Origin of the sequence: Micromonospora sp. NPDC047187, from assembly GCF_040643355.1 — a bacterium.
Taxonomy (GTDB): Bacteria; Actinomycetota; Actinomycetes; order Mycobacteriales; family Micromonosporaceae; genus Micromonospora; species Micromonospora salmantinae.
In genome coordinates this window covers 112,236-133,653 of the sequence record NZ_JBEYUF010000012.1, presented here as the reverse complement: position 1 = coordinate 133,653, position 21,418 = coordinate 112,236, and the positions used below count along the sequence as shown (strand labels likewise).

Genomic DNA, 21,418 nt, shown 5'->3' with positions numbered 1-21,418 from the left:
CCATCAAACAGTCGGTCAGTACGGATATCCGGGGATGTTGAGTCGCACGCTGTACAGCCCGGAGTCGCCCCACCGGCCCGACGTGACGAAGAGGGTCTGCCGGTCGGGGCCGCCGAATGCCACGTTGGTAGTGCCGGAGTTGCCGGAGCGGATCGTGCCGAGCTGGGTGCCCGCGGGGGAGTAGACGTGGACCAGGGAGTCCCCGCCCGAGGTCCAGTACACGTTGCCGGCGCAGTCGATCGTGCCGCCGTCCGGGCCGCCGATGTAGTTCACGAAGACGCTGCGGGCGCCGATGCTGCCGTCGGGCTGGACCGCGTACTTGTAAATCTTGTTCTCGGAGTAGGCGCCCACGTACAGTGCGGTCCCGTCCGGCGAGAGCGAGATGCCGTTGGGTTGGCGCAACCGGTCGTCGACCAGCGACACCTGCCCGTTGGAGACGCGGAAGACACTGGTACGCCCGCTCATCTGGTCCGGGCGGTTGCCGCGCTGGAAGTTGGGGTCGGTGAAGTAGACGACGCCGTCGGAACGGACCGCGACGTCGTTCGGCGAGTTGAACGCCCGGCCCTGGTGGTTCGGCGCGACGGTGCTGCGGGCCCGGTCGCTCAACCGGTACGCGGACACGTTCCGCTGGTCGTGGGTGGCGGCGACGAGCTGCTGGCCGTCGGCGCTGAGTGCCAGGCCGTTGCTGCCGGCGTCGGCGATGAACGTGTCGAAGCTTCCCGTCGGGGTGAACCGGCGGATCGTCGACGGCTGGACGTTGTACGGCCCGGTGCCGGCGGTCATGTCGGACATCAGCAGGTAGCCGCCGTCGGCGACCCAGACCGGCCCTTCGAGGAACGTGAACCCGCCCTGGATGCGCGGGGCCGTCACGGTGCTGGCCGGCAGCGGTGGGCCGTAACTGGCCCCCGTCGGGCAGGCCCCGGGCGGTGCGCCGGGCGGACCGGCGAGCGCGACGTGAGCGCTGACATGCGCAGCGTCGGCGGCGGCACCGGCGGGCAGTGGGGTGGCGCTGACCGCAAGGCACAGGCCGGCCAGTACGGCAATGGTTGGACGCCAGGTCATCGAATACTCCAATCGGCGTCGAGGGTTGCGATGGCCGGCGTGCGAGGTCGGTGGCTGGCACGGCATGAGGGCGGGCCGTCGAGGTGGGTATTCGGGAGCCTAGGTTATGAGCGGGCCACACGCAGCAATCTTTCGCCGTTTATTCCGAGCGGGACGAGGACACCAAACGCAACGACACTGGTCAATGCTATAACGGTCTCCGAGAATCCTTCCGGTACGACCACAGTGGACACATCAGTGGTGACTCGAGGCTGATCTGTCCGCCGCCGCCGGGGCCGGGCGGGACACCCCCCCGGCCCGGCCGAGCGGCAGGGCTTTCGAGCGTTCTTCGACGGGGACGCAACCTGATGGTCGTCCGGTCCCGTCGAGCTTGCGGAGGAGGGAGCCTCGATGGTGGATGCCGAGGGTGAGTTCGTGGAGTACGTCTCCGCGCGACTGCCGAGCCTGCATCGGACCGCGTTCCTGATGTGCGGCGACGCCCATCTGGCCGACGACGTGGTGCAGCAGACGGTCACGGCGCTCTACGTGAACTGGCGCCGGGTCAGCCGGGCCGACAACGTCGACGCGTACGTACATCGGATGCTGGTGCACAAGCTCGTCGATGAGAAGCGGTTGAGCTGGGCGAAGGTTCGCCTGCTGGGGTCGGCGCCGGCGCCGGAGCGATCGCCGGTCACGCCGCACGACGACCTGGCCGAGCGGGACAGCCTGCTCGCCGCGCTCGCCCGCCTCCCGCGTGGCCAGCGCACCGTGCTGGTCCTGCGGTTCCTGTGTGACCTGTCGTTGACCGACACGGCCGCCGCGATGGGCTGCTCCGAAGGCAACGTGAAGTCGCAGACGGCTCGGGCGTTGGCGGCCGTCCGCCAGGTGCTCGACGTCACCGAGATGTCAGTGAGGAGTCCGAGATGACCACGGTGGACGAGCAGCGGATCGCCGAGCTGCTGCGGTCGGCGCCGGTACCGGAGCCGCGGGTCGACCTGAGCCGGGCGGTCCGCGACGGCCGGCGGAGCCGCCAGCGTCGCCGAGTAGGCGGGATCGCCGCGCTGACGGTGCTGGCCGGGGTCGGTGTTGTGGGCGCCGTCCAGGTTGGCGGGACCACCAGCCCGCCGGCTCCCACCACGCCGGCGCTCGCGGTGTCACCGGCGGAGACCGGGTCGGCCGCCCCCCGCCCGCCGGTCACCTGCCAGGCGTCGTGGTTGCCGCAGCCGGTCGGCGGTCCGGTCGCGGTGGCCAACAGAGTCGATCCCACCGGACGGCACATCGTCGGCGACATCGGCACCGGGCAGGAGGACGGACGGGTGGTGCTGTGGACCGACGGCCGGCCGGTCGTCCTGCCGGCGGCCGCGCGGCACGCGGCCGCTGTCAACACCCGTGGCTATGTGGTCGGCACCAACGGCGACGGCACCGGTTGGCTGTACCGGGACGGGAAGCTGCGTTTCCTGGCCACCCCGCCCGGCTACGACGCGGTGCTCGTGCACGCCGTCAACGCCCGGGGCGACATCGTCGGCACCGCCCGCAGGTCCGACGACTCGCACCAGGCCGTGCGGTGGTCGACGGACCACCCCGAGAAGCACCGGTTGGTCGGCCAGCGGGGGTCGTCCGCGACCGGGATCACCGAGGACGGCACGATCGTCGGCACCGTGGGCGAACGGCCCTACCGGTGGACGCCGCAGGGCGTCGGGGCGGCGCTGGCAGTGCCCGACGGCTACCCGCGGGCGTCGGTCGACTCGGCGCGGGGCGAATGGGCGGTCGGCACCGTTCCCGGCGACCGACGAAGCGGCGCCGTGCAGATGCTGCCGGTGCGGTGGAATCTCGCCACCGGGGCGGTGAGCCTGTTGCCCTTCCCGGGGGCGAGCGGCATCGCCGGCAATGGTGACGTGTTGGTCGCCGACGGTGCGCCGTTGGTCGTGGCCCCGGACGGCACCTCCCGCCGGTTGCCGGGCCGACCGGAGGTCCGGGCGACCGAGGCGGGCACGTACACGGCCGAGGGGATCAGCGACGACGGTCTGACGGTGGTCGGGGCCGTCTACGAGAACCAGGCGTATCGGCCGCTGGTATGGCGGTGCACACGCTGACCTGGGCCGCCTCGCCGGTCGGGCCGCCCTGATCGCGTGGGTGGTCGGCCTCATCGCGATCGCTGTCGGCGTTCAGGGGCTGTTCACCCCGGACGGCTGACAGCGAGTCACCGGGTCACGTGGTGGACGGTCGCGGCGCCCAGGTGCCTGCGGCGCTCGCTATCAGGAGTATCACCGCTGGCAGGAACGCGACACCGATGCCCAGCCCGAGCAGCAGACCCCATCCGGTGAGGACGAGCGCGGCCACCAGATCGACGACCAGGGCCAGCCGACCGGCCCGTTGCGCGAGAACGGGCAGCAGCGCCGCGACGACGGGAACGCCGAGCAGATAGGTGGCAGCGGCGCCCGAGTCGTCCACGGTGAAGGGGGTCAGCGCGCCGGCCACCAGCGCGGTGATCGCCAGGGCCGACCATCTGAGCACCGACCGGGTGTTGGTCGGCTTACGGACCAGGACCACGAGACCGACGAGCAGGACACCCACGACTGCGCCGACGGTCGCCAGACCAGTCATCTCGTTCTCCTCGACCGCCGCAGGTGGCGTTTGATCGAAGACGGCGGATCGTCGTCTCCGTGTCCCACCATACGGCCGGTCGGCCACTTGAGACCGATCGTGGCCAGGTCCGTCCGTCCGTGAGCGATGCCGAAGCGGGGGTGCGAGGCCGGCACCGACGTCAGCCGGCGTCCAGCACCTCTCGCAGCCGCGCGGCGAACTCCTCGGGCTTGCCCGCGTAGCCGAACTCGCCGCCGAGGAATCCGCCGTGGTGGCTCGGGAACACCACGGCCTCCTGGCCGAGCAGCGCCGCAAGGCCCAGGGCGGTGCGAGCGGTGTACGTGCCGGCCGACTCCTCGCCGACAGCGACCACGATCCGGGTGGGCGCGGCGGTGAGCACGCTCGCGTCGGGACGGTAGTCGGTGATCGCCCACGAGCTTTGCGACAGCAGCGGGTCGTCTCGGCTGCCGTCGTCGTCGGCGGCCATGCCGAACATCGCCGGGTCGGGAGCGGGCTGGGCGAAGTAGGCATCGGTGAACTCGCCCTGCCAGGACGTCATGGCGATGAACGCGGCCATCCCCGCCCCCGAGCCCTTCGCCTGGTACGCCTCGTAGAAGCCGGCTCGGGCGCGCTCGGCGGCCGTGGCGTCGGGGAGCACGGCGTTGATCGGCGCTTCGTGCGCCACCAGGGTGGCGACGTCGTCGGGGTGGGTGGCGACCAGTTCGAGTGCGGTCACCGCGCCGCCGCTACTGGCGAACACGTCGACCGGACCGACGTCGAGCGCCTGAAGGAGCGCGTGCAGGTCGGCGGCCTGCTGCTGCGGCGTGTGGTCGGACCGACCGTCCTTGCGGACGCTACGGCCCAGACCACGCGGGTCGTAGGTGAGGACCGTGCGGTCCGTGAAGTGCGGGGCGAGCTGGACGAAGCCCTCCGCCGCCATCGGCTGGCCGATCATGAGCAGCGCACGATGGGCGCCAGTGGGAGGTAGCGGGCCGCGGACGTCGTAGACCAGGTCGACGCCGGGAATGACCAGGGTGTGCGTCTGGATGTCCTGCATCCGATGAGACTACGGGCGGCTGGCCTGAGTCGTGGTGCCTTGCGGGCGGCGAGCCATCCGGTTCTTCGGTCCGGCGCTCGTGCCCCGGCGGGGGCGAAGGTCAGGTGCTACCGATCGGTGCCGCGGCGAATGGTCGCGGCCATCTGCGACGAGTCGTGGCCCGGCTCGACTCCGTCGACGAGAATCACCTCGCCGGCGAGGTGCCTCGTCCGCAGGGGCTTGATCTCCTGATAGGCGCTGGACTGGTACCAGGAGCGGGCCCGGTTCAGGTCGGGAAACTCAATGACGATCACGTCGCCGGGCCAGTCGCCCTCCAGGACGTCGATGGTGCCGCCGTGGACGATGAACCGGCCCGCGAAAGGCGCGAGGGTGGCGTCGATTCGCTCCAGGTACGTCAGTACCTCGGCGTGGACGGGTGCCTTCCGGAGGTGTGCGAGCGCGTACGCGGTCATGATTGCCTGCCTTTGCGTTTGGTCTTCTGACGTCGGTCGCGGTGGTGGCGGGCGGCGTGGGCCGCCGCGTCGCGGCACCGGACCGGTCGTGCCGGAAGAACTATGTCCGCTGTCGTGGTGGGCTGTCGATTACCTCGCAGGTAATGGCCCGGCTGTCGGTGCGGAATTAGGGTCGGTGAGTGACGATCTCGACCCGGCACGGGCGACCAGTGGGGGAGCTGCTGCGCGACTGGCGCCGGACTCGCGGAATGAGCCAGCTCGACCTGTCGATCGAGGCTGGAGTGTCGGCCCGGCACCTGAGCTTCGTCGAGACCGGGCGATCCCGGCCGAGCCCCGACCTCATCCTGCGGCTGGCCGAACACCTGGAGATGCCGCTGGCCGAGCGCAACACGATGTTGCTGGCCGGCGGTTACGCGCCCGCCTACGCCCGCCACGAACTGAGCGACCCCGAGCTGGCACCGGTACGGGCCGCCGTACGGCAGATCCTCGACGGTCACAGCCCGTACCCCGCGCTGCTCGTGGACCAGCACTGGCACCTCGTCGACGCCAACCCTGCCGTCGCCCTGTTCACCATGGACGCACAGCCCCACCTGCTCACCCCACCGATCAACGTGCTGCGCCTCAGCCTGCACCCCGACGGTCTGGCACCGCGCATCGTCAACCTGCCCGAGTGGCGCGCCCACCTGCTGAAACGGCTGCACCAGCAGGCGGCGACGACCAACGACCCGATCCTGTACGACCTGCACGAGGAGCTTCGCGGCTATCCCGGCCGCGACGTCGACACGACACCGCCAGACGATGCCCTCTCACGTGTTCTCGTCCCGCTGCGCTACCGGCACGGTGACCAGGAGCTGTCCTTCGTCAGCACCACGACCCTCTTCGGTACGCCGCGGGATGTCACAGTCGCCGGGTTGGCCGTCGAGGCGTTCTTTCCCGCTGACTCGGCCACCACGCAAACCCTCCGGGCCCGTGCCGCGTCGTGACTCGGCCGCTGCCCGTCACCTCGGGGGCGCGGGCGGCGGCTGACGGAGCGCGTCGTCGATGATGCCGGGCATCCGCCGGGCCACTCCCGCGAGGAGATCCGCTACCTGCACGCGCGGATCGTCGCGGGAGTCGACCATCACCAGCCCGGCCAGGGGTGACACCCCGTTCGGCAAGGCCCCGGCCCGGTTGACGCCGGCCGGCGGTGGGTGGCCGTCGTCGGCCAACACCCGCTGGAGGCGGGTCAGTCGGTCGGCCGTCAGGGCGCTCTGCTCGTCGTGGGTCACCAGCACCTGCCGCTGGCCGCCGCTCCAGGACAGGACCGTCTCCGCCAGCGCCGGCAGCAGCGGTTCCAGTGGGGGAGGGACCGTGCGGTCGTCGACGTCGAGCCTGGCTACCACGGCCCGCACGTGGCTCGGGCGGAGCCCGTCGAGGACGGCGTCGGCCACCGTGCCGAGGCCGTGTCGCCGCAGCGCGTCGCGGGCCTGGAAGAACCGCTGCACGGTCTGGTCGACCGGAAGTCGCCGTTTCCTCCGGACCAGATCGACGAACGCCGACAGGAAGACGCCCCAGTCGCCTCCGGCCGAGCGTCCGGCCTCGTGCAGGGCGAGAGCCGCCGGATGGTGCTCGCGAGCCAGGCGGGTGCCCGCCGCGTACGACGGCTCGGTCAGCAGGAAGTCCACGATCCGGGTGACGAGGAAGAACTCCTTGTCGATGAGGTGGACGTGCGCGCGGCCGGCCAGCGCCGCCAGGAACCACTCCAGTGCCTCCTGCGCACCCGAGCCGCGCAGGAACCGACCGGACTTGAGCTCGTGCGGTGCCAACCGGAACCCGGACCGCAGGGCGGTGATGAGCGCGACCGCCTCGTGGCCGGCCAGGTCGACGCTCGCGTGCGTGATCACCGGGGCTGTCGAGTGCAGCAGGTTCGTACCCGAGAATCCCGACTCGTCGCAGGCGATCTCCACGACGGCCCCGACCACCACCGCGCCGCCGGGCGGTAGTCCACCTTGAAGAGGCGATCTCACCCCCGAGCTCCCGCCATGCCGCCCATGGTCACCCGCGGGCCGGCAGAGAACAACCCGATTGCGTACGGGCGCCGGGCGCGTCGATCCCACCTGCTCACGTACATCTGATGTATGTCCATCTGGGTTGGTGGTCGTCGGCGTGATTCTGGCGGATTGGTGTGCTGTGCCGCGTCGGTCCGCCGCTGCGCACCCGTCCATTCGTCTCGCTGACCGGCCAGATGGGCGGGGTGTCCACCCATCGATCGACCGTTGCCTATTCTGTGGCCTCGGAGTAACCTTCCCGAAACACATCAGATGTCTGGCTCGCCAAGGCCCGGCGTCGGCCTGCTCAGGCAGGGTCCCGGTTGGCGCCACCAAGCGGATCCCCATGTCGAGTCCCATAGTTGTCACGCTTCGGGGTGGCCGGACTGGTCACCGTTTGGAGGATCGATGTCAGACCTGACCCGACGGCAGGCCCTCAAGGTCGGCGCAGCCGGCGCGGGCGGTGCTCTCCTGCCGGTGCCCTGGACCGCCGCGGCGCGAGCGGACTCGGTGGCGCCGCCGCAGGTGTTGGCCGCCGGGGACCTCGCCCTCTGGTACGACGAAGGGGCCGGGACCGACTGGCTGCGGGCGCTGCCGATCGGCAACGGCCGGCTCGGCGCCATGGTCTTCGGCAACGTCGACGCCGAGCGACTTCAGCTCAACGAGGACACCGTCTGGGCCGGCGGGCCGCACGATCCCAGCAACCCCAGAGGCGCGGGAGCCCTCGCGGAGATCCGGCGGCTGGTCAACGCGAACCAGTGGACCCAGGCCCAGGATCTGATCAACCAGACCATGATGGGCAACCCCGGCGGCCAGTTGGCCTACCAGACCGTCGGCAACCTGCGGCTCGCCTTCGGTTCCGCCAGCGGAGCGTCACAGTACGACCGGACGCTCGACCTGACCACCGCCACCGTGACGACGTCGTACGTGCTGAACGGCGTTCGTCACCAGCGGGAGGTGTTCGCCAGCGCGCCCGACCAGGTCATCGCGATGCGACTGACCGCCGACCGCACCGGCTCGATCAGCTTTACCGCCACCTTCGACAGCCCGCAGCGCACCACGGTGTCCAGCCCGGACGGCACCACGATCGGCCTCGACGGTGTCTCCGGAAACATGGAGGGCGTCACTGGCGCGGTCCGCTTCCTGGCCCTGGCCAACGCGACGGTCAGCGGCGGCAGCGTGTCCAGCTCCGGCGGCACTCTGCGGGTGACCAACGCCAACAGCGTGACCCTACTGATCTCCATCGGCTCCAGCTACGTCAACTACCGCAACGTCGGCGGCGACTACCAGGGCATCGCCCGACAGCGCCTCACCGCCGCGCGGGCCAGCAGCTACGACCAACTGCGCAGCCGGCACGTGGCCGACTACCAGGCGCTGTTCGGCCGGGTCACCCTCGATCTGGGCCGCACGTCCGCGGCCGACCAGACGACGGATGTCCGCATCGCCCAGCACAACAGCGTCAACGACCCGCAGTTCTCCACGCTGCTGTTCCAGTACGGGCGCTACCTGCTGATCTCGTCGTCGCGGCCCGGCACCCAGCCGGCCAACCTCCAGGGCATCTGGAACGACTCGCTGGCCCCGGCGTGGGACTCGAAGTACACGATCAACGCCAACCTGCCGATGAACTACTGGCCGGCCAACACCACGAACCTGGCCGAGTGCCACAACCCGGTCTTCGACATGGTCAGGGATCTCGCCGTCGCCGGAGCGCGGACCGCCCAGGTGCAGTACGGCGCCGCCGGTGGCTGGGTCACCCACCACAACACCGACGCGTGGCGGGCCACCGCTGTGGTGGACGGCGCGTTCTGGGGCATGTGGCAGACCGGCGGCGCCTGGCTGTCCACGTTGATCTGGGACCACTACCTGTTCAACGGTGACATCGAGTTCCTGCGGACGAACTACCCGGCCATGAAGGGCGCGGCGCAGTTCTTCCTCAACACCCTGGTGACCGAGCCGACCCTCGGCTACCTGGTGACCAACCCGTCGAACTCGCCGGAGCTGAGCCACCACGCGAACGCCAGCGTGTGCGCCGGTCCGACAATGGACAACCAGATCCTGCGGGACCTGTTCGACGCCTGCGCCCGGGCCAGCGAGATCCTCAACGTGGACAGCACCTTCCGGGCGCAGGTTCGCGCCACCCGGGACCGGCTCCCGCCCATGAAGATCGGCTCGCGCGGCAACATCATGGAGTGGCTCTACGACTGGGTGGAGACCGAACCCAACCACCGGCACATCTCGCACCTCTACGGGCTGGCTCCCAGCAACCAGATCACCAAGCGCGGCACTCCGCAGCTGTTCGAGGCGGCCCGGCGGACCCTGGCGCTGCGTGGCGACGACGGCACGGGCTGGTCGCTGGCCTGGAAAATCAACTTCTGGGCTCGGATGGAGGAGGGCAAGCGGGCCCACGACCTGATCCGCTACCTCGCCACCACCGCGCGGCTCGCGCCGAACATGTTCGACCTGCACCCGCCGTTCCAGATCGACGGCAACTTCGGCGCCACCGCCGGCATCGCCGAAATGCTGTTGCAGAGCCACACCGGCGAGCTGCACGTGCTGCCCGCGCTGCCGCCGGCCTGGCCGAGCGGGCGGGTGACCGGCCTGCGCGGTCGGGGTGGGCACACGGTCGGCATCACCTGGGCGAGCGGTCTGGCCACCGAGATCCTCATCCGACCGGACCGGGCCGGCACCGTCCGCCTGCGCTCCCGGATCCTGACCGGCACCGTCACGGTGGTCGACACCGCAGACGGTACGGCGGCCCGGACCACCCGGATCGAGTCCGACCTGATCGAGGTCACCGTGCAGGCCGGACGCACCTACCGGGTCACCAGTTCCGGTGCCACCACGCCGACGCTGGAGCAGAGCTTCAGCAACGTCGGCATCACCAGCGACAGCAACACCAACGTCGGGAACTTCGACGGCGGCGGGGCCACGCTCTCCGCGCAGGCCCTGGCGCAGGCCGGTGCCAGCCCGGGCGGCACGGTGAGCCGCAACGGGGTCAACTTCCGCTGGCCCAACGTCAGCTCCGGGGCCGCCGACAACGCCATCGCCTCGGGCCAGACCATCGGCGTGACCGGCACCGGCAGCACGCTCGGCTTCCTGCTGACCGGCACCTATGGCGCGGTGTCGGGGACCGGCACTGTGGTCTACGCCGACGGCACCCGCCAGACGTTCACGTTGAGCACGCCCGACTGGTACGGCGGGCCGCATTCCGGGGGCACCGCGGCCATCGTGTCCGCGTACCAGAACCGGCCCAACAACGGCCGCCAGGCCACCGCCGCCTGCATCTACTACGTGGGTGTCGCCTTGCAGAGCAAGGCGGTGGCCTCGGTCGTGTTGCCCAACATCAGCGCCCGGCCGGCCACGAACGTGCCGACCATGCACATCTTCGCCATCGCGATCGGGGGCTGACGGCAACGAATCCTGCTCGGGGGAGCACGACCGGGCCCGTCCCCAACCGGGGACGGGCCCGGTCGCGGCTTGCGGTGCTGCGGTGGTCCTGACCTGGCTGGGGTTGTGGGCGCAGCCGGCGGTCGGCGGTGACCGTCGGTCGCCTCGGTCGGGGCGGATGCGGTGTTGAGCGGTATACCTCAGAGGTATGAATATGACTCTGAGGTATACCGCTCAGCAGCACATCGACATACCGGTTCAGCGGATGCGCTCGCCGCGGCTCTCGATCCGGAAGTAGTCGAAGGCGACGTCGAGGTCGGTGGAGGTGCCGGCCCGGTTGAAGGCCAGCAGCCCGGCCTTCGTCGCCTCGGCGTTCAGCGTCTGGGAGCCGATGTAGCGGTAGACGCTTCCGTCGGTGGAGTAGTAGGCGCGGTAGCTGTTTCCGATCTTGGTCAGTCGCAGCCAGATGGCGCCGTCGGCCCCGACGATGCGCTGGGCGTCGGCTCCGGTGATCTCCAGGGTGGACGCCGTGCCGTTCTGCTCGCGCAGGAAGACGATCCGGGTCTTGTTGACCGCTGCGGTGGCGTTGCCCATCTCCCAGGCGAGCTTCACGTAGTTGTTGTCGTCCGCGTACCCGAGCACACCGCCCTGCTCGTTGTTGGTGGCCAGTGGGCGGGAGAAGACGACCCGGGACTCGGCCGTCCAGTCGCCGTCGACGTCCTGCAGGGCCAGGTTCCTCGCGGTGTTGGCGTTGCCCTGGAGGTCGCCCTGCTGCGCGGTGATGACCAGGGACCCGTCGGCCAGACGCCGGCTGCTCTCGTCCGGCCGGACCCACTGCCACTGCGGGCCGAGTTGGGCCGAGTCGAACTCGTCGCTGCCGGTGATGGTGGTGTTCAGGTCCACCGTGTAGACCGACGAGGCTCCACCGTTGGTGACGGTGACCCGAGCCTGCCCGGTGGGGCTGGTCGCCTGCTCGACCGCGACAGTGGCGGCGGGATCGGCGGCGCTGGCGGTGACCGTCGGCACTGTCGTGGTGCCGACCGGCGTGAGGGCGTTGTAGCGCAGCACCGTCGGCGCGAAGGACTCCAGACGCTTACCGTCGACGCGCACTGCCGTCAGCGTCGTGTCGGGCACCAGGTTGAAGACGTAGTTCTTCACCAGGGGCCCGAAGAAGCTCTCCGTCGTGACCTTGACGACCGCCTGACCGGGTACGCCGGCCGCCTGGGAGACGATCTCGTAGCGGGCCTTCCGGTCGGCCGTCCGCACCTTCGTGATGGTCGGCGACGCCCCGGCCGGCAGCGGGATCGTGTACGCGGTGTCCGACAGGTTGAAGCCGCCGAACCTCTTCCCGTTCACCACGATCGTCGCCGACAGCGGGGCGTCGTCGACCGGGACGTCCCGCCCGCTGAACTCCTTCCAGTAGTTCACCGAGGTGTCCCGCCAGTCGGCGGCGTCCGCCTCGTGCACCGCCAGCTTGGCGCGTACCTCCGCGAACCGGCGTGCATCGATGTCGGGTTGCAGCGCGTCCCAGGTCTCCCGCATCCAGGTCACGTACTGCACGCCCATCTGGTAGCGGTAGACCAACTCGTCCCAGAACGTCCGGCCGTTGTCCATCCGATGGCCCCACGGCACGTGGTGGAACCACATCAGCAGGTTCTCCGGAACCGAGTTGATGTTCCCGTAGCGCTGCTGCAACCGGGGGAAGTACTGGGCGGCCAGGTTGCTGCCGGTGGGGGAGCGGTCGAAGCCCAGACCGACGCTGTCGGCCTTGTTGTAGTAGATCGGGCTCCAGTCGTCGCGGCCCGCCCAGTCGGCGGGGTCGGGGCGGTAGTGGGCGCCCTCGGCGAACTGGTGGCCGATGCCCAGCGGCGTCTGGTAGCTGACCAGTGACTCCCAGGAGCCCATCATCATCCTGTGGATGGTGTCGACGACACGCCGGTCGTTGCTCCAGGTCATCCGCGTCCAGTCGGTCGCGATGTCCGCCGAGTCGAGCGTCCAGTCCCACGCCTGACGTCCGAATGCGAAGAGGTTCGCCTGGGCGAAGTGGTGCCCGGTCAGGTTGTCCGCGTTGCCGAGGTTGGCGACACCCACGATGGCGGTGTCCGGGTGGTGCTGAGCGCTCCCGTCGACGATGTTGCCGACCAGGCGCTTCTTGAGCGGTTTTCCGTTCGCGTCGGTCGCGTACGTGTCGGTCTTGAGGATCTCCTCGTACATCGGGCCGAGGTAGGCCAGCATCCAGTTCTGGCCGGTGTACTCCTGCGTGATCTGGAGTTCCAGGGCCTGGTTGGTGTTCTCCATCCGGCCGAACATCGGGTGGATGGGCTCCCGGGCCTGGAAGTCCAGTGGCCCGTTCTTGGTCTGGAGGAACACGTTGTCGGCGAAGCGCCCCCGGCTGCCGTCCGGCTGCACCTCGTCGTCGATCGGCCCGAACTCCAGGTAGGCCCGCTTGAGCCGGTCGTTGTCGACCTCGGCGTTGTAGACGAACGTCCGCCAGTGCACCGTCATCCCGAGCGGTGCCACCGCGGCGGCGATGGCGTTGGCGCCGTCACCGTGGTCGTACCCGAAGTCCTGTGGCCCCGGCTGGCCCTCGGAGTTGGCCTTGACGGTGAGGCCCATGAAGTCCGGGATCGCGGCCTGGATCTGCTGGGCCCGGCGGTGCCACCAGCCCCGGAAATCCGCGCCGTACGGATCGAGCTGGCTGTTGGTCAGCGTGTCGGGGGCGAACCGGCTGTCGGTGGGCGCGGTGTAGCGGATCGACAGGCCCAGCCTGATCCCGTACGGACGCAGCGCGTCGGCGAGGGCAGCCTCCTGCGCGATGCGGGTGCTCGTCAGGTACGCGTTGTCGGCGTTGACGTTGTTGATGGTGATGCCGTTGATGCCCAGGGACGCCAACGCGCGGGCCATGACGAGGTAGCGGTCGAGAATGACGGGCAGGTTCCGGCCGGCGCTGGCGCCGGTGGCGGCGAAGTTGAAGATCGCCCCGCTCTCCCCGTTCAGCCCGCCCAGCCCGGAGGCGTTGTTGCCCGCGTAGAGACGCTCGGTCTCCCAGTTGTTCAGCAGCCGATGCTTGATCTTCGGTGACTCCGCGACGCGGAGGTGGTCGATGGGTTTCTGGGTCTGCAGCAGCCGGAGGAAGGCGAAGGTGCCGTACAGCGCGCCGAGGTCGCTGTTGCCGGCGATGACGGTGAAGCGTGCCCTGCCCTTCGACACCGACCGGACGAGGTAGCCCTCGTCGCCCACAGTTGCCAGGTCGCGGGTCGCGATGGTGCGGGCCACCAGCGGGGAACTCGTCGGCGTGCCCACCACGACCGCGCCGTCGGGGACCGTGCCGCCGTCGACAGTCGCCACGGGCGTCGGTCGACCGAGCAGCCCGCCCAGACCGCGGACCAGTTCGTCCCGGGCGGCGCCCAGCGTGGTCTCGACGAGCTTCTCGCGCGAGTCGGGGGCCATGGCGAGGTCCGTCGTGTGCCGGTGGACCTTCGTGGCGTCGGCGTTCTCGACCACGATCGCCGTGGCCGCGCGGCGGTAGTCACGCAGCAGCTTCGCGTCGTCGACCGGCACGTACCGCAGCCACAGGTCGGAGCCGTTGTAGTCGTCCGGCGACGGGGCCGCGGCGACCGGCGTGGTGGTGGCGACCGTGAGGGTGGCAGCGACGGTGGCCAGTGCCGTGCCCAGCACGATGAGGGTTCGCCGTAGCCGGGGTACCGAAGCTCGGTTCATCGCCATCTCCTCGTTCGTTCGCTGGGGACGCCGTTCGGCCCGTCCCGCGAGCGCAACGACGTTGCTGGATGGATGCGCGTCGATCCTTCCCGGCGTGGCTCCGCCTCGGCAACGAGTTGTCGTTTCTTGTCGCGGGGCCGCGCGGCCCTCACGGCAGCTGGGCCGCCGGGCCGGGAACGGGTCGCTGTCGTACCCAGGCTGGTCGGGTCCGACCGGGGCTCGGGTTGCGTACGGCCGTCGAGTCGCGGACCACGAGGCGTACCGGCAGGACCATCGGCCGGCCGGTGTGCCCGGGTGCCCCCTCGATCATCGTGAGCAGGTGCCGGGTAGCGGCCGAGCCCTCCGCGTAGAGCGGTGCCGCGACGGTGGTGAGCCCGGGGGTGACGATGTCGGCGGCGAGGATGTTGTCGAAGCCGACGACGCTGACGTCGCCCGGAACGTTGACGCCCATCCGGCTGAGGCCGCGGATGATCCCGATGGCCATCTGGTCGTTGAAGGCCAGGACCGCCGTCGCGGGACGCGCGCACAGCTCCTGCGCGGCCCGCTCACCGCCGGCCAGGGTGGGGCTGAACGGCCCGATCTGGCGAACCTTGATCTCCAGCTCCATCCCCGCCTCGAGCAGCGAGCGCCAGCGCACACCATTGGGCCAGGACGCCTGCGGCCCCGCGACGTAGGTGATGTGGTCGTGCCCCAGCTCACCGAGGTGCTCGGCGGCCCGCCGCACGCCGCGAGGGTCGTCCGTGACGACGCACGGCACGTCGGCGAGAGCGCGGTTGAGAACCACCACCGGCCGCTGCTTGGCGACCATCCGGATGGCCGAGTCGGACATCCGGCTGCTGGCCAGCACGATGCCGTCGACTGTCGACATGGTGCGTTCGACCGCCGCCCGTTCCAGGCGGTCGGACTCCTGGGCGTCGATCAGCACGGTGGTGTATTCGCCGTCGGCCGCCACCTCCTGCGCGCCGCGCACGATCTCGGCGTACACCGGGTTGGTGATGTCGGCGATGACCAGCGCGATCATCTGCGTGCGGGACGTGGTGAGGGCGCGAGCGAGGGGGTTGGTCCGGTAGCCCAACCGCTCGGCGACCCGCCGGATCCGTTCGGCGGTCTCGGAGTTGACGCGACTCGGTCGGGAGAAGGCGCGGGACACAGTGGACGGCGAGACGTCCGCCTCGAGGGCGACGTCGTAGATCGTGACTCGCTTTCCCGGCGGCCTGGTGTGGTCGGGCATCTGCATGCTCCTCCCGGCTACGCGCCGTGATCATGGTATGGCGGCCGTGAATACTCGGCAATGCCCCCGCAACAATCCGGCGCTCCGATCACATTCGCGCGAGGCAATACATGGCAACCCGTTGCCGCCCCGGCGCGCCGGCTGCCTCAATCAGCACTGATGACACCTGGCGGAGGGAACGGCTCATGGGTATCTCGCGGCGCGGCGCTCTCCTGGTCACTGCATCGTCGCTCCTGGTGGGCACTGTCGGGTGCGGGGCACCCGAGGCCCCCGGCGACAGCACTGGCGACAGCACCGGTGAGGTGCCACAGCGGCCCGGTAAGGCCGTCACGCTCAACGTCCTCGACGTGGCGGGCAACCTCCAGCTGACCCAGGGGATGATCGACGAGTTCGTCTCGAAGAACCCCGACGTGATCTCCCGGGTGACCTACTCGAAGGCTCCGGCGCCCGAGCTGGCCGGAAAGATCAAGGCCCAGCAGGGGGCGGACCGGGTGGACATCGGCCTCGTGCTGACCGGCGTCGACGGCCTGGCCGCCGGGATCGAGCAGGGGCTCTGGATCGACGTGTTGCCGACCTTCCAGGACCGTCTCGGCGGCATGAGCAACTACCTGGAGCCGGCCGCCGCGATGCAGAAGCTCGCCGGCAACGCGGGCGTCACCGTCACCTACTACCCGTCAGGTCCGCTGCTCGAATATCTGCCGTCCCGACTGGCGACGCCACCCACCAGCGCGGACGCGCTGCTCGCCTGGGCCAGAGCCAACCCCCGCAAATTCCAGTACGCCCGGCCGGCCAACTCCGGCCCGGGGCGGACGTTCCTGATGGGTCTGCCCTACATCCTTGGCGACTCGAACCCCAAGGACCCCGCAGCGGGCTGGGACAAGACGTGGGCCTTCCTCAAGGAGCTGGGCCAGTACGTCGACTACTACCCGTCCGGCACCACCGAGACGATGAAGAACCTCGCCAACGGCACCGCGCACCTGATCGTCAGCACAACCGGTTGGGACATCAACCCGCGGGTGCTCGGCACGGTGCCCAAGGAGGCCAGGATCACCCCGATCGACGGCTTCCACTGGGTCACCGACGCGCACTACGCCGTCCTGCCCAAGGGCGTGTCGACCGACACCCAGGCCGCCGTGCTGGCCCTGCTGGCGTTCATGCTCACCCCTGAACAGCAGGCGAAGGCGTACGACGAGGGCTACTTCTACCCGGGCCCGGCGATCAAGGAGGTCCAGCTCTCGTCGGCGCCGCAGAAGAGCCAGGACGCGATCCGGGAGTTCGGTCGTCCCGAGTACGACGCGCTGATCGCCGGAAACCCGACCGAGGTCCCGCTCGACGCGAAGAGCCTGGTGGCGGCGTTCAGCCGCTGGGACCGCGAGATCGGCGGCGGCAAGGTCAAGCAGGGATGAGCGCCTTCACCCAGCTGCGGCTGGACGGGGTGTCCCGCCGGTTCGGCGGCCAGGCCGCACTCACCGAGCTGGATCTGACGATCGAGGCGGGGGAGTTCATCGCCCTGCTCGGCCCGTCCGGCTGCGGCAAGTCGACGGCGTTGAACTGCCTGGCCGGGCTGCTGCCGTTGACGGAGGGGAGCATCTGGCAGGACGAGCGCCGTATCGACACGCTCCCACCGGAGCGGCGCGGCTTCGGGATGGTGTTCCAGAGCTACGCCCTCTTTCCGCACCTGACGGTCCGGGCGAACATCGCCTTCGGGCTGCGGATGCGGCGGCTGCCCAAGGAGGAGACGCGCCGCCGTACGGAGGAGGCGGTGCGGCTGGTGCGGCTGGAGGACCACGTCGACAAGTTGCCCGGTCAGCTCTCGGGTGGTCAGCAGCAACGCGTCGCCATCGCCCGCGCCGTGGTGTTCGAGCCGTCGCTGGTGCTGATGGACGAGCCGTTGAGCAATCTGGACGCCAAGCTGCGCCTGGAGATGCGGACCGAGATCCGCCGGCTGCACCAGTCGCTGGGGCTCACCACCGTCTACGTGACCCACGACCAGGAGGAGGCGCTCTCCCTGGCCGACCGGCTGGTGGTGCTGCGCGAGGGCCGGGTGCAGCAGATCGGCTCCCCCCGTGAGCTGCACACCCGACCGGCGAACTGGCACGTCGCGGACTTCATGGGCTACCGCAACCTGTGGCGCGGGCGGGTTCAGCAGTCCGACGGCGACCGGGCCACCGTCGAGTCGTCCGGCCATCGCCTGCTCGGCGAGGTGGTGGGGGGCCTCCAGCCGGGGGCGGACGTCGTAATCGCGGTACGCCCCGAGGACATCCGCGTCGACCAGCCCGGCGAGACCCGCAACGCCATGTCGGCGACGGTCGAGGTGGTGGAGTACCAGGGTCGCGAGTTGGCGGCCGAGGCACGCACCGACACCGGGCTGCTGCTGCACCTACGGACCGAGCAGCGGATCGCGCCGGGCGACCAGGTCAAGCTCGCCGTCGACCCGCAGCGGCTGCTCGTCTATCCCGCCGACGCGGCGCGGGAGACCGACCGCCTCCCGGAGGCTGCGGGGACGACCCGGTGAGCGGGCCCGGGAGGCCGCTGGCGCACTGGCAGCACCGTCTCGCCGAGCGGGGCATCGACCGTCAGCTCTGGTTACTGGTCCCGGCCCTGATCTTCGTCGTCGCCCTGTTCCTCTACCCGTTCTTCTACGGGCTGACGCTCTCGTTCCAACCGACCAACGGCGGGCCGTTCAGCGACTACGCCCGGTTCTTCTCCGACTCCTACGAGCGGGGCACGATCTGGATCACGCTGCGGATCGCATTGCCCGCCGCGCTCCTGAACGTCCTCGCCGCGGTGCCGATCGCCTACCGCATGCGTGGCCGGTTCCGGGGCAAGCGGCTGGTCACCACGCTGCTGGTAGTGCCGATCACGCTCGGCACGGTCCTCACCGCACAGGGGTTGCTGAACTTCCTCGGCCCGACCGGCTGGTTCAACCGGATCCTGTTGGCCAGCAACCTCGTCGACGAGCCGGTGCGGCTGACCCACAACTACTGGGGCGTGTTCTTCTCGCTGGTGATCACCGGCTTTCCGTTCGCGTTCCTGCTGGTGCTGTCGTACCTGTCCGGCATCGACCCGACCCTGGAACGCGCGGCCGCGACGCTGGGCGCGGACTGGCGTCGCCGGTTCACCCGGATCACCCTGCCGCTGCTGATGCCCGGCCTCGCCACGACCTTCTGCCTGACGTTCGTCCTGGCGTTCAGCGTGTTCCCGTCTGCCGTTCTGGTCGGCAACCCGGCCGGGGAGACCCGGGTCATCTCCCTCGCCGCCTACCAGGCGGCCTACGAGCAGTACGACTACCCGTACGCGTCGGCGATCGCCATGATCATGGGCTTCGTCGAGCTGGTCATCATCGCTGTGGTGCTGGCCGCTCGCAGCCGCTTCTACACCGGCTCCACCGGAGGCAAGGGCTGATGGCAACGACCACCCAGGCCCCACCAGCGCGGCCCCCCGCCACCAGCACCGACCGGCGGCGGCGCATCGTCGCGCGCCCGGCCGCCTGGATCGTCTGGGGCGTCGTCATCTTCTTCTTCCTCAACCTGCTGGGCGTCGTGGCGTCCGTGCTGGTCAGTTCGTTCGGCCAGCGCTGGTTCGACACCTGGCTCCCGGACGGCTACACCACCAGCTGGTACGCCCGAGCCTGGGACGAGTTCGCGCTCCTCCAGGTCATCGTCGTGACGCTGGAGGTTTCCGTACTCGTCGTGGGCCTCTCGCTGGTGATCGGCGTGCCGGCCGCCTACGCCCTCGCGCGGCGCTCGTTCCCGGGCAAACGGCTGATCTTCCTGGTGTTCCTGCTGCCCATCCTGATGCCCCCGATCACGTACGGCATCCCGCTGGCGACAGTCCTCTACAAGTTCGGCCTGGCCGGGCACATGTCCGGGGTAGTGCTCGCCAACCTCGTGCCGTCGGTGCCCTTCGTCATCCTGACCATGACCCCGTTCATCGAGCAGATCGACCCGAGGATCGAGAGCGCCGCGCGCATGTGCGGCGCGGGCCTGCGGACGGTGTTCCTCCGGATCCTCACGCCGCTGCTCGTGCCGGGCATCCTCGCCTCCGCGATCCTCGTGCTGGTCCGCACCGTGGGCATGTTCGAGCTCACCTTCCTGACCGCGGGTCCGGACTCGCAGACCCTGGTGGTGGCGCTCTACTACTCGATGTCCGCGTCCGGGATCAGGGCCCAGCAGTCGGTCGACGCCATGGCGGTCATCTACACCTCGATGATGCTGGTCCTCCTCATCGTCGCGCTGCGCTACGTCAACCCGACCCAACTGGTGGCGCGGGTCAAGGACGAGCCGGAGCACTGAGGTCGGCGCCGGCGTCGAGGATCTCGCCCAGGCGACTCGCGACGGTGAGGAGCGCGGGCAGCCTCGCCCGCAGACCGCGATACGCCGCGGCGAGAGCCGGGTCCACCGCGATCGGCTTGGTGCGGGCACCCTCGGGATCGAGCTGGGCGACGGCCCCGGGGAGATCGGGGGCCAGGCCGATCGCGAAGATCCCGAGCGCGGCCGCGCCGAGGGCGACGTCGTCGGCCGCACCCGACGCCCGCACCGGGCAGTCCAGGACCGCAGCCATCACCGCGCGCCAGAGCGGAGATCGGAACGCGCCGCCGGCCAGGCGGACGCTGCTGACCGGTGTCAGCTCGGCCAGGCGGTCACGGACGCCGCCGAGCTGGAGGCAGACACCCTCCACGGCGGCCCGTACCAGGTGACCGCGAGAGTGCTCGCTGCGCAACCCCAGGTACGCGCCCGGCGGGCCAGATTCCCCTTCCGGGGCCCGGTCGGCCAGCAGATAGGGCAGCATCACCAGTCCGTCGCTTCCCGGGGCGATCCGTTCGGCGAGGGCCAGGAGTTCGGGCGTGGCGAGCTGGTCGTCGGACGCCGGGCGAAGGCCGGGTTCGAGGGCGCTACCGGCCCACCGTACGACGTTGCCGCCGTTGTTGACCGTCTCGCCGACCACCCACGCGTCCTCGGTGAGCGCAGCGCAGGAGAAGGTCTCCGCCGGGTCGACGAGCGGAGCCGCGACGACCGTCCGCAGGGCCCCGGTGGCCGCGAGCGTCAGACCGGCGACGGTGCTGTCGATCGCCGCCATGCCCAGGCTGCTCGACGGACCCTCACCAGCGCCCACGACGACAGGTGTGCCGGACGGCAGGCCGACCGCCTGCCCGGCCGCCGAGGAGAGCCGCAGCACGGCCGTCGTGGGCAGGACCGGGGGCAGTTGACTGCCGGACACCCCGACGAGGTCGAGTACGCCCGCGCTCCACACCCGCCGATGGACGTCGAACATGCCGGTGCCGGACGCCGACGACAGCTCGGTCACCAACGTCCCGGTCAGCCGATGGACCAGGTAGTCCTTCAGGCCGATCCACCACCGTGTCACGGTGCAGAGGTACGGCTCGTGGCGGGCGAACCATAGGAGTTTGCAGAGCGGGCTTCCCGGGTGCACGGGCGTGCCGGTAACCCGGTGCAGCTCCCGGCTCTGGCCGGAGACCCGCAGGTCGCGGGCCACCTCCGCGGACCGCGTGTCACGCCCGGTCAGCAGCGGCGTCACCGGGCTGAGTGTCGCGTCCAGCCCGATCACGCCGTACCTGGGGGAGCTGACCGCGAGGGCGACGACCTCCGCCCCGGCGGTGTCGGCGACACACGCGGACACCGCCGCCAGGGTGGCCGCTACCAGCACGTCGGGGTCCTGTACCTGCCAGCCGGGCAGCGGTTGGAGCAGGGGGTACGCCCGCGTCCGGACGTGTCGGGCGGAGCCGTCCAGCGCGAACGCCCCAGCCCGCACGGCGGTGGTGCCCACGTCGACCCCGAGGATGACACGACGCTCCAGCCCCATGAGCACATCGTCGAGCGGTATTCGGCGGGTGGGCAAGCGGTTGCGCGCAGTTGTCGTGTCGTGTGGCACGAGAACCGGCACGCTGGAGCCGAAGCGC

Annotated in this window: 16 protein-coding genes; 8 read left to right on the top strand and 8 right to left on the bottom strand. The window is 70.3% G+C overall.

All coding sequences use genetic code 11. The annotated features are described in order from the left end of the window. Positions 1 to 15: 15 nt before the first annotated feature. A complete protein-coding gene (locus ABZ794_RS20325) occupies positions 16 to 1,062 on the bottom strand; it encodes an SMP-30/gluconolactonase/LRE family protein (RefSeq protein WP_238689340.1) in 1,047 nt (348 codons plus the stop codon). 390 nt (positions 1,063 to 1,452) lie between these two features. Between ABZ794_RS20325 and ABZ794_RS20320 the strand changes: the two genes are divergently transcribed. Both ABZ794_RS20320 and ABZ794_RS20315 read left to right on the top strand, forming a co-directional pair. Further along, positions 1,453 to 1,968, top strand: a complete 516-nt coding sequence (locus ABZ794_RS20320; RefSeq protein WP_238689341.1) for a SigE family RNA polymerase sigma factor — start codon at positions 1,453 to 1,455, stop codon at positions 1,966 to 1,968. Beyond that, entirely contained in the window at positions 1,965 to 3,134 is a 1,170-nt protein-coding gene (locus ABZ794_RS20315; RefSeq protein ID WP_357516946.1) for a hypothetical protein, read from the top strand. The genes ABZ794_RS20320 and ABZ794_RS20315 overlap by 4 nt, the downstream gene beginning before the upstream one ends. 115 nt (positions 3,135 to 3,249) lie before the next feature. Here ABZ794_RS20315 and ABZ794_RS20310 read toward each other — a convergent pair whose 3' ends face one another. The 3 genes from ABZ794_RS20310 to ABZ794_RS20300 all read right to left on the bottom strand — a co-directional run bounded on the left by ABZ794_RS20310 (position 3,250) and on the right by ABZ794_RS20300 (position 5,133). Next, positions 3,250 to 3,645 carry a hypothetical protein gene (locus ABZ794_RS20310; protein ID WP_357516944.1) on the bottom strand — a complete coding sequence of 132 codons (396 nt, stop codon included), beginning with the start codon at positions 3,643 to 3,645 and terminating at the stop codon, positions 3,250 to 3,252. A 160-nt stretch (positions 3,646 to 3,805) separates the two neighbouring features. Further along, on the bottom strand, positions 3,806 to 4,681 hold the full coding sequence (locus ABZ794_RS20305) for an alpha/beta hydrolase (RefSeq protein WP_210781209.1): 876 nt from the start codon (positions 4,679 to 4,681) through the stop codon (positions 3,806 to 3,808). A 107-nt stretch (positions 4,682 to 4,788) separates the two neighbouring features. After that, positions 4,789 to 5,133 (bottom strand): DUF1330 domain-containing protein, encoded by a 345-nt coding sequence (locus ABZ794_RS20300; RefSeq protein WP_357516942.1) that lies wholly within the window; start codon positions 5,131 to 5,133, stop codon positions 4,789 to 4,791. Between the two features lie 179 nt (positions 5,134 to 5,312). Here ABZ794_RS20300 and ABZ794_RS20295 point away from each other — a divergent pair, with 179 nt between their 5' ends. Then, complete coding sequence (locus tag ABZ794_RS20295; RefSeq protein WP_210781206.1) at positions 5,313 to 6,116, top strand: helix-turn-helix transcriptional regulator; 804 nt, start codon at positions 5,313 to 5,315, stop codon at positions 6,114 to 6,116. A gap of 15 nt (positions 6,117 to 6,131) precedes the next feature. Here the strand turns inward: ABZ794_RS20295 and ABZ794_RS20290 are convergent, their stop codons facing one another. After that, on the bottom strand, positions 6,132 to 7,139 hold the full coding sequence (locus ABZ794_RS20290) for a hypothetical protein (RefSeq protein WP_357516940.1): 1,008 nt from the start codon (positions 7,137 to 7,139) through the stop codon (positions 6,132 to 6,134). A 429-nt stretch (positions 7,140 to 7,568) separates the two neighbouring features. Between ABZ794_RS20290 and ABZ794_RS20285 the strand changes: the two genes are divergently transcribed. Beyond that, positions 7,569 to 10,568 carry a glycoside hydrolase family 95 protein gene (locus ABZ794_RS20285; RefSeq protein WP_210781205.1) on the top strand — a complete coding sequence of 1,000 codons (3,000 nt, stop codon included), beginning with the start codon at positions 7,569 to 7,571 and terminating at the stop codon, positions 10,566 to 10,568. Between the two features lie 237 nt (positions 10,569 to 10,805). Here ABZ794_RS20285 and ABZ794_RS20280 read toward each other — a convergent pair whose 3' ends face one another. After that, positions 10,806 to 14,267, bottom strand: a complete 3,462-nt coding sequence (locus ABZ794_RS20280; RefSeq protein ID WP_357516938.1) for an alpha-glucuronidase family glycosyl hydrolase — start codon at positions 14,265 to 14,267, stop codon at positions 10,806 to 10,808. A 148-nt stretch (positions 14,268 to 14,415) separates the two neighbouring features. Continuing rightward, a complete protein-coding gene (locus tag ABZ794_RS20275; protein WP_357516936.1) occupies positions 14,416 to 15,498 on the bottom strand; it encodes a LacI family DNA-binding transcriptional regulator in 1,083 nt (360 codons plus the stop codon). A 185-nt stretch (positions 15,499 to 15,683) separates the two neighbouring features. On the opposite strand from ABZ794_RS20275, the gene ABZ794_RS20270 reads away from it, so the two are divergent. From ABZ794_RS20270 to ABZ794_RS20255, 4 genes are read left to right on the top strand one after another with little or no spacing between them, the layout of a single operon-like run. Continuing rightward, the gene (locus tag ABZ794_RS20270; protein WP_210781201.1) at positions 15,684 to 16,904 is read left to right on the top strand and encodes an extracellular solute-binding protein; all 1,221 of its coding nucleotides are present in this window, start codon (positions 15,684 to 15,686) and stop codon (positions 16,902 to 16,904) included. After that, a complete protein-coding gene (locus tag ABZ794_RS20265; RefSeq protein ID WP_357516933.1) occupies positions 16,901 to 18,013 on the top strand; it encodes an ABC transporter ATP-binding protein in 1,113 nt (370 codons plus the stop codon). Before ABZ794_RS20270 ends, ABZ794_RS20265 begins: the two co-directional genes overlap by 4 nt. After that, positions 18,010 to 18,903, top strand: a complete 894-nt coding sequence (locus ABZ794_RS20260) for an ABC transporter permease (protein ID WP_357516931.1) — start codon at positions 18,010 to 18,012, stop codon at positions 18,901 to 18,903. The genes ABZ794_RS20265 and ABZ794_RS20260 overlap by 4 nt, the downstream gene beginning before the upstream one ends. Beyond that, entirely contained in the window at positions 18,903 to 19,793 is an 891-nt protein-coding gene (locus ABZ794_RS20255; RefSeq protein WP_210781199.1) for an ABC transporter permease, read from the top strand. Before ABZ794_RS20260 ends, ABZ794_RS20255 begins: the two co-directional genes overlap by 1 nt. Here ABZ794_RS20255 and ABZ794_RS20250 read toward each other — a convergent pair. Then, entirely contained in the window at positions 19,771 to 21,321 is a 1,551-nt protein-coding gene (locus ABZ794_RS20250; RefSeq protein WP_357516929.1) for a gluconokinase, read from the bottom strand. The two genes, ABZ794_RS20255 and ABZ794_RS20250, sit on opposite strands and share 23 nt — an antisense overlap. Positions 21,322 to 21,418: the final 97 nt, after the last annotated feature.

Coding starts and splice junctions, on each gene's coding strand:
- ABZ794_RS20315 (WP_357516946.1), top strand. CDS start 1,965: ATGACCACGGTGGACGAGCAGCGGATCGCCGAGCTGCTGCGGTCGGCG.
- ABZ794_RS20270 (WP_210781201.1), top strand. CDS start 15,684: ATGGGTATCTCGCGGCGCGGCGCTCTCCTGGTCACTGCATCGTCGCTC.
- ABZ794_RS20320 (WP_238689341.1), top strand. CDS start 1,453: ATGGTGGATGCCGAGGGTGAGTTCGTGGAGTACGTCTCCGCGCGACTG.
- ABZ794_RS20265 (WP_357516933.1), top strand. CDS start 16,901: ATGAGCGCCTTCACCCAGCTGCGGCTGGACGGGGTGTCCCGCCGGTTC.
- ABZ794_RS20305 (WP_210781209.1), bottom strand. CDS start 4,681: ATGCAGGACATCCAGACGCACACCCTGGTCATTCCCGGCGTCGACCTG.
- ABZ794_RS20255 (WP_210781199.1), top strand. CDS start 18,903: ATGGCAACGACCACCCAGGCCCCACCAGCGCGGCCCCCCGCCACCAGC.
- ABZ794_RS20310 (WP_357516944.1), bottom strand. CDS start 3,645: ATGACTGGTCTGGCGACCGTCGGCGCAGTCGTGGGTGTCCTGCTCGTC.
- ABZ794_RS20325 (WP_238689340.1), bottom strand. CDS start 1,062: ATGACCTGGCGTCCAACCATTGCCGTACTGGCCGGCCTGTGCCTTGCG.
- ABZ794_RS20285 (WP_210781205.1), top strand. CDS start 7,569: ATGTCAGACCTGACCCGACGGCAGGCCCTCAAGGTCGGCGCAGCCGGC.
- ABZ794_RS20250 (WP_357516929.1), bottom strand. CDS start 21,321: ATGGGGCTGGAGCGTCGTGTCATCCTCGGGGTCGACGTGGGCACCACC.
- ABZ794_RS20275 (WP_357516936.1), bottom strand. CDS start 15,498: ATGCCCGACCACACCAGGCCGCCGGGAAAGCGAGTCACGATCTACGAC.
- ABZ794_RS20280 (WP_357516938.1), bottom strand. CDS start 14,267: ATGAACCGAGCTTCGGTACCCCGGCTACGGCGAACCCTCATCGTGCTG.
- ABZ794_RS20300 (WP_357516942.1), bottom strand. CDS start 5,133: ATGACCGCGTACGCGCTCGCACACCTCCGGAAGGCACCCGTCCACGCC.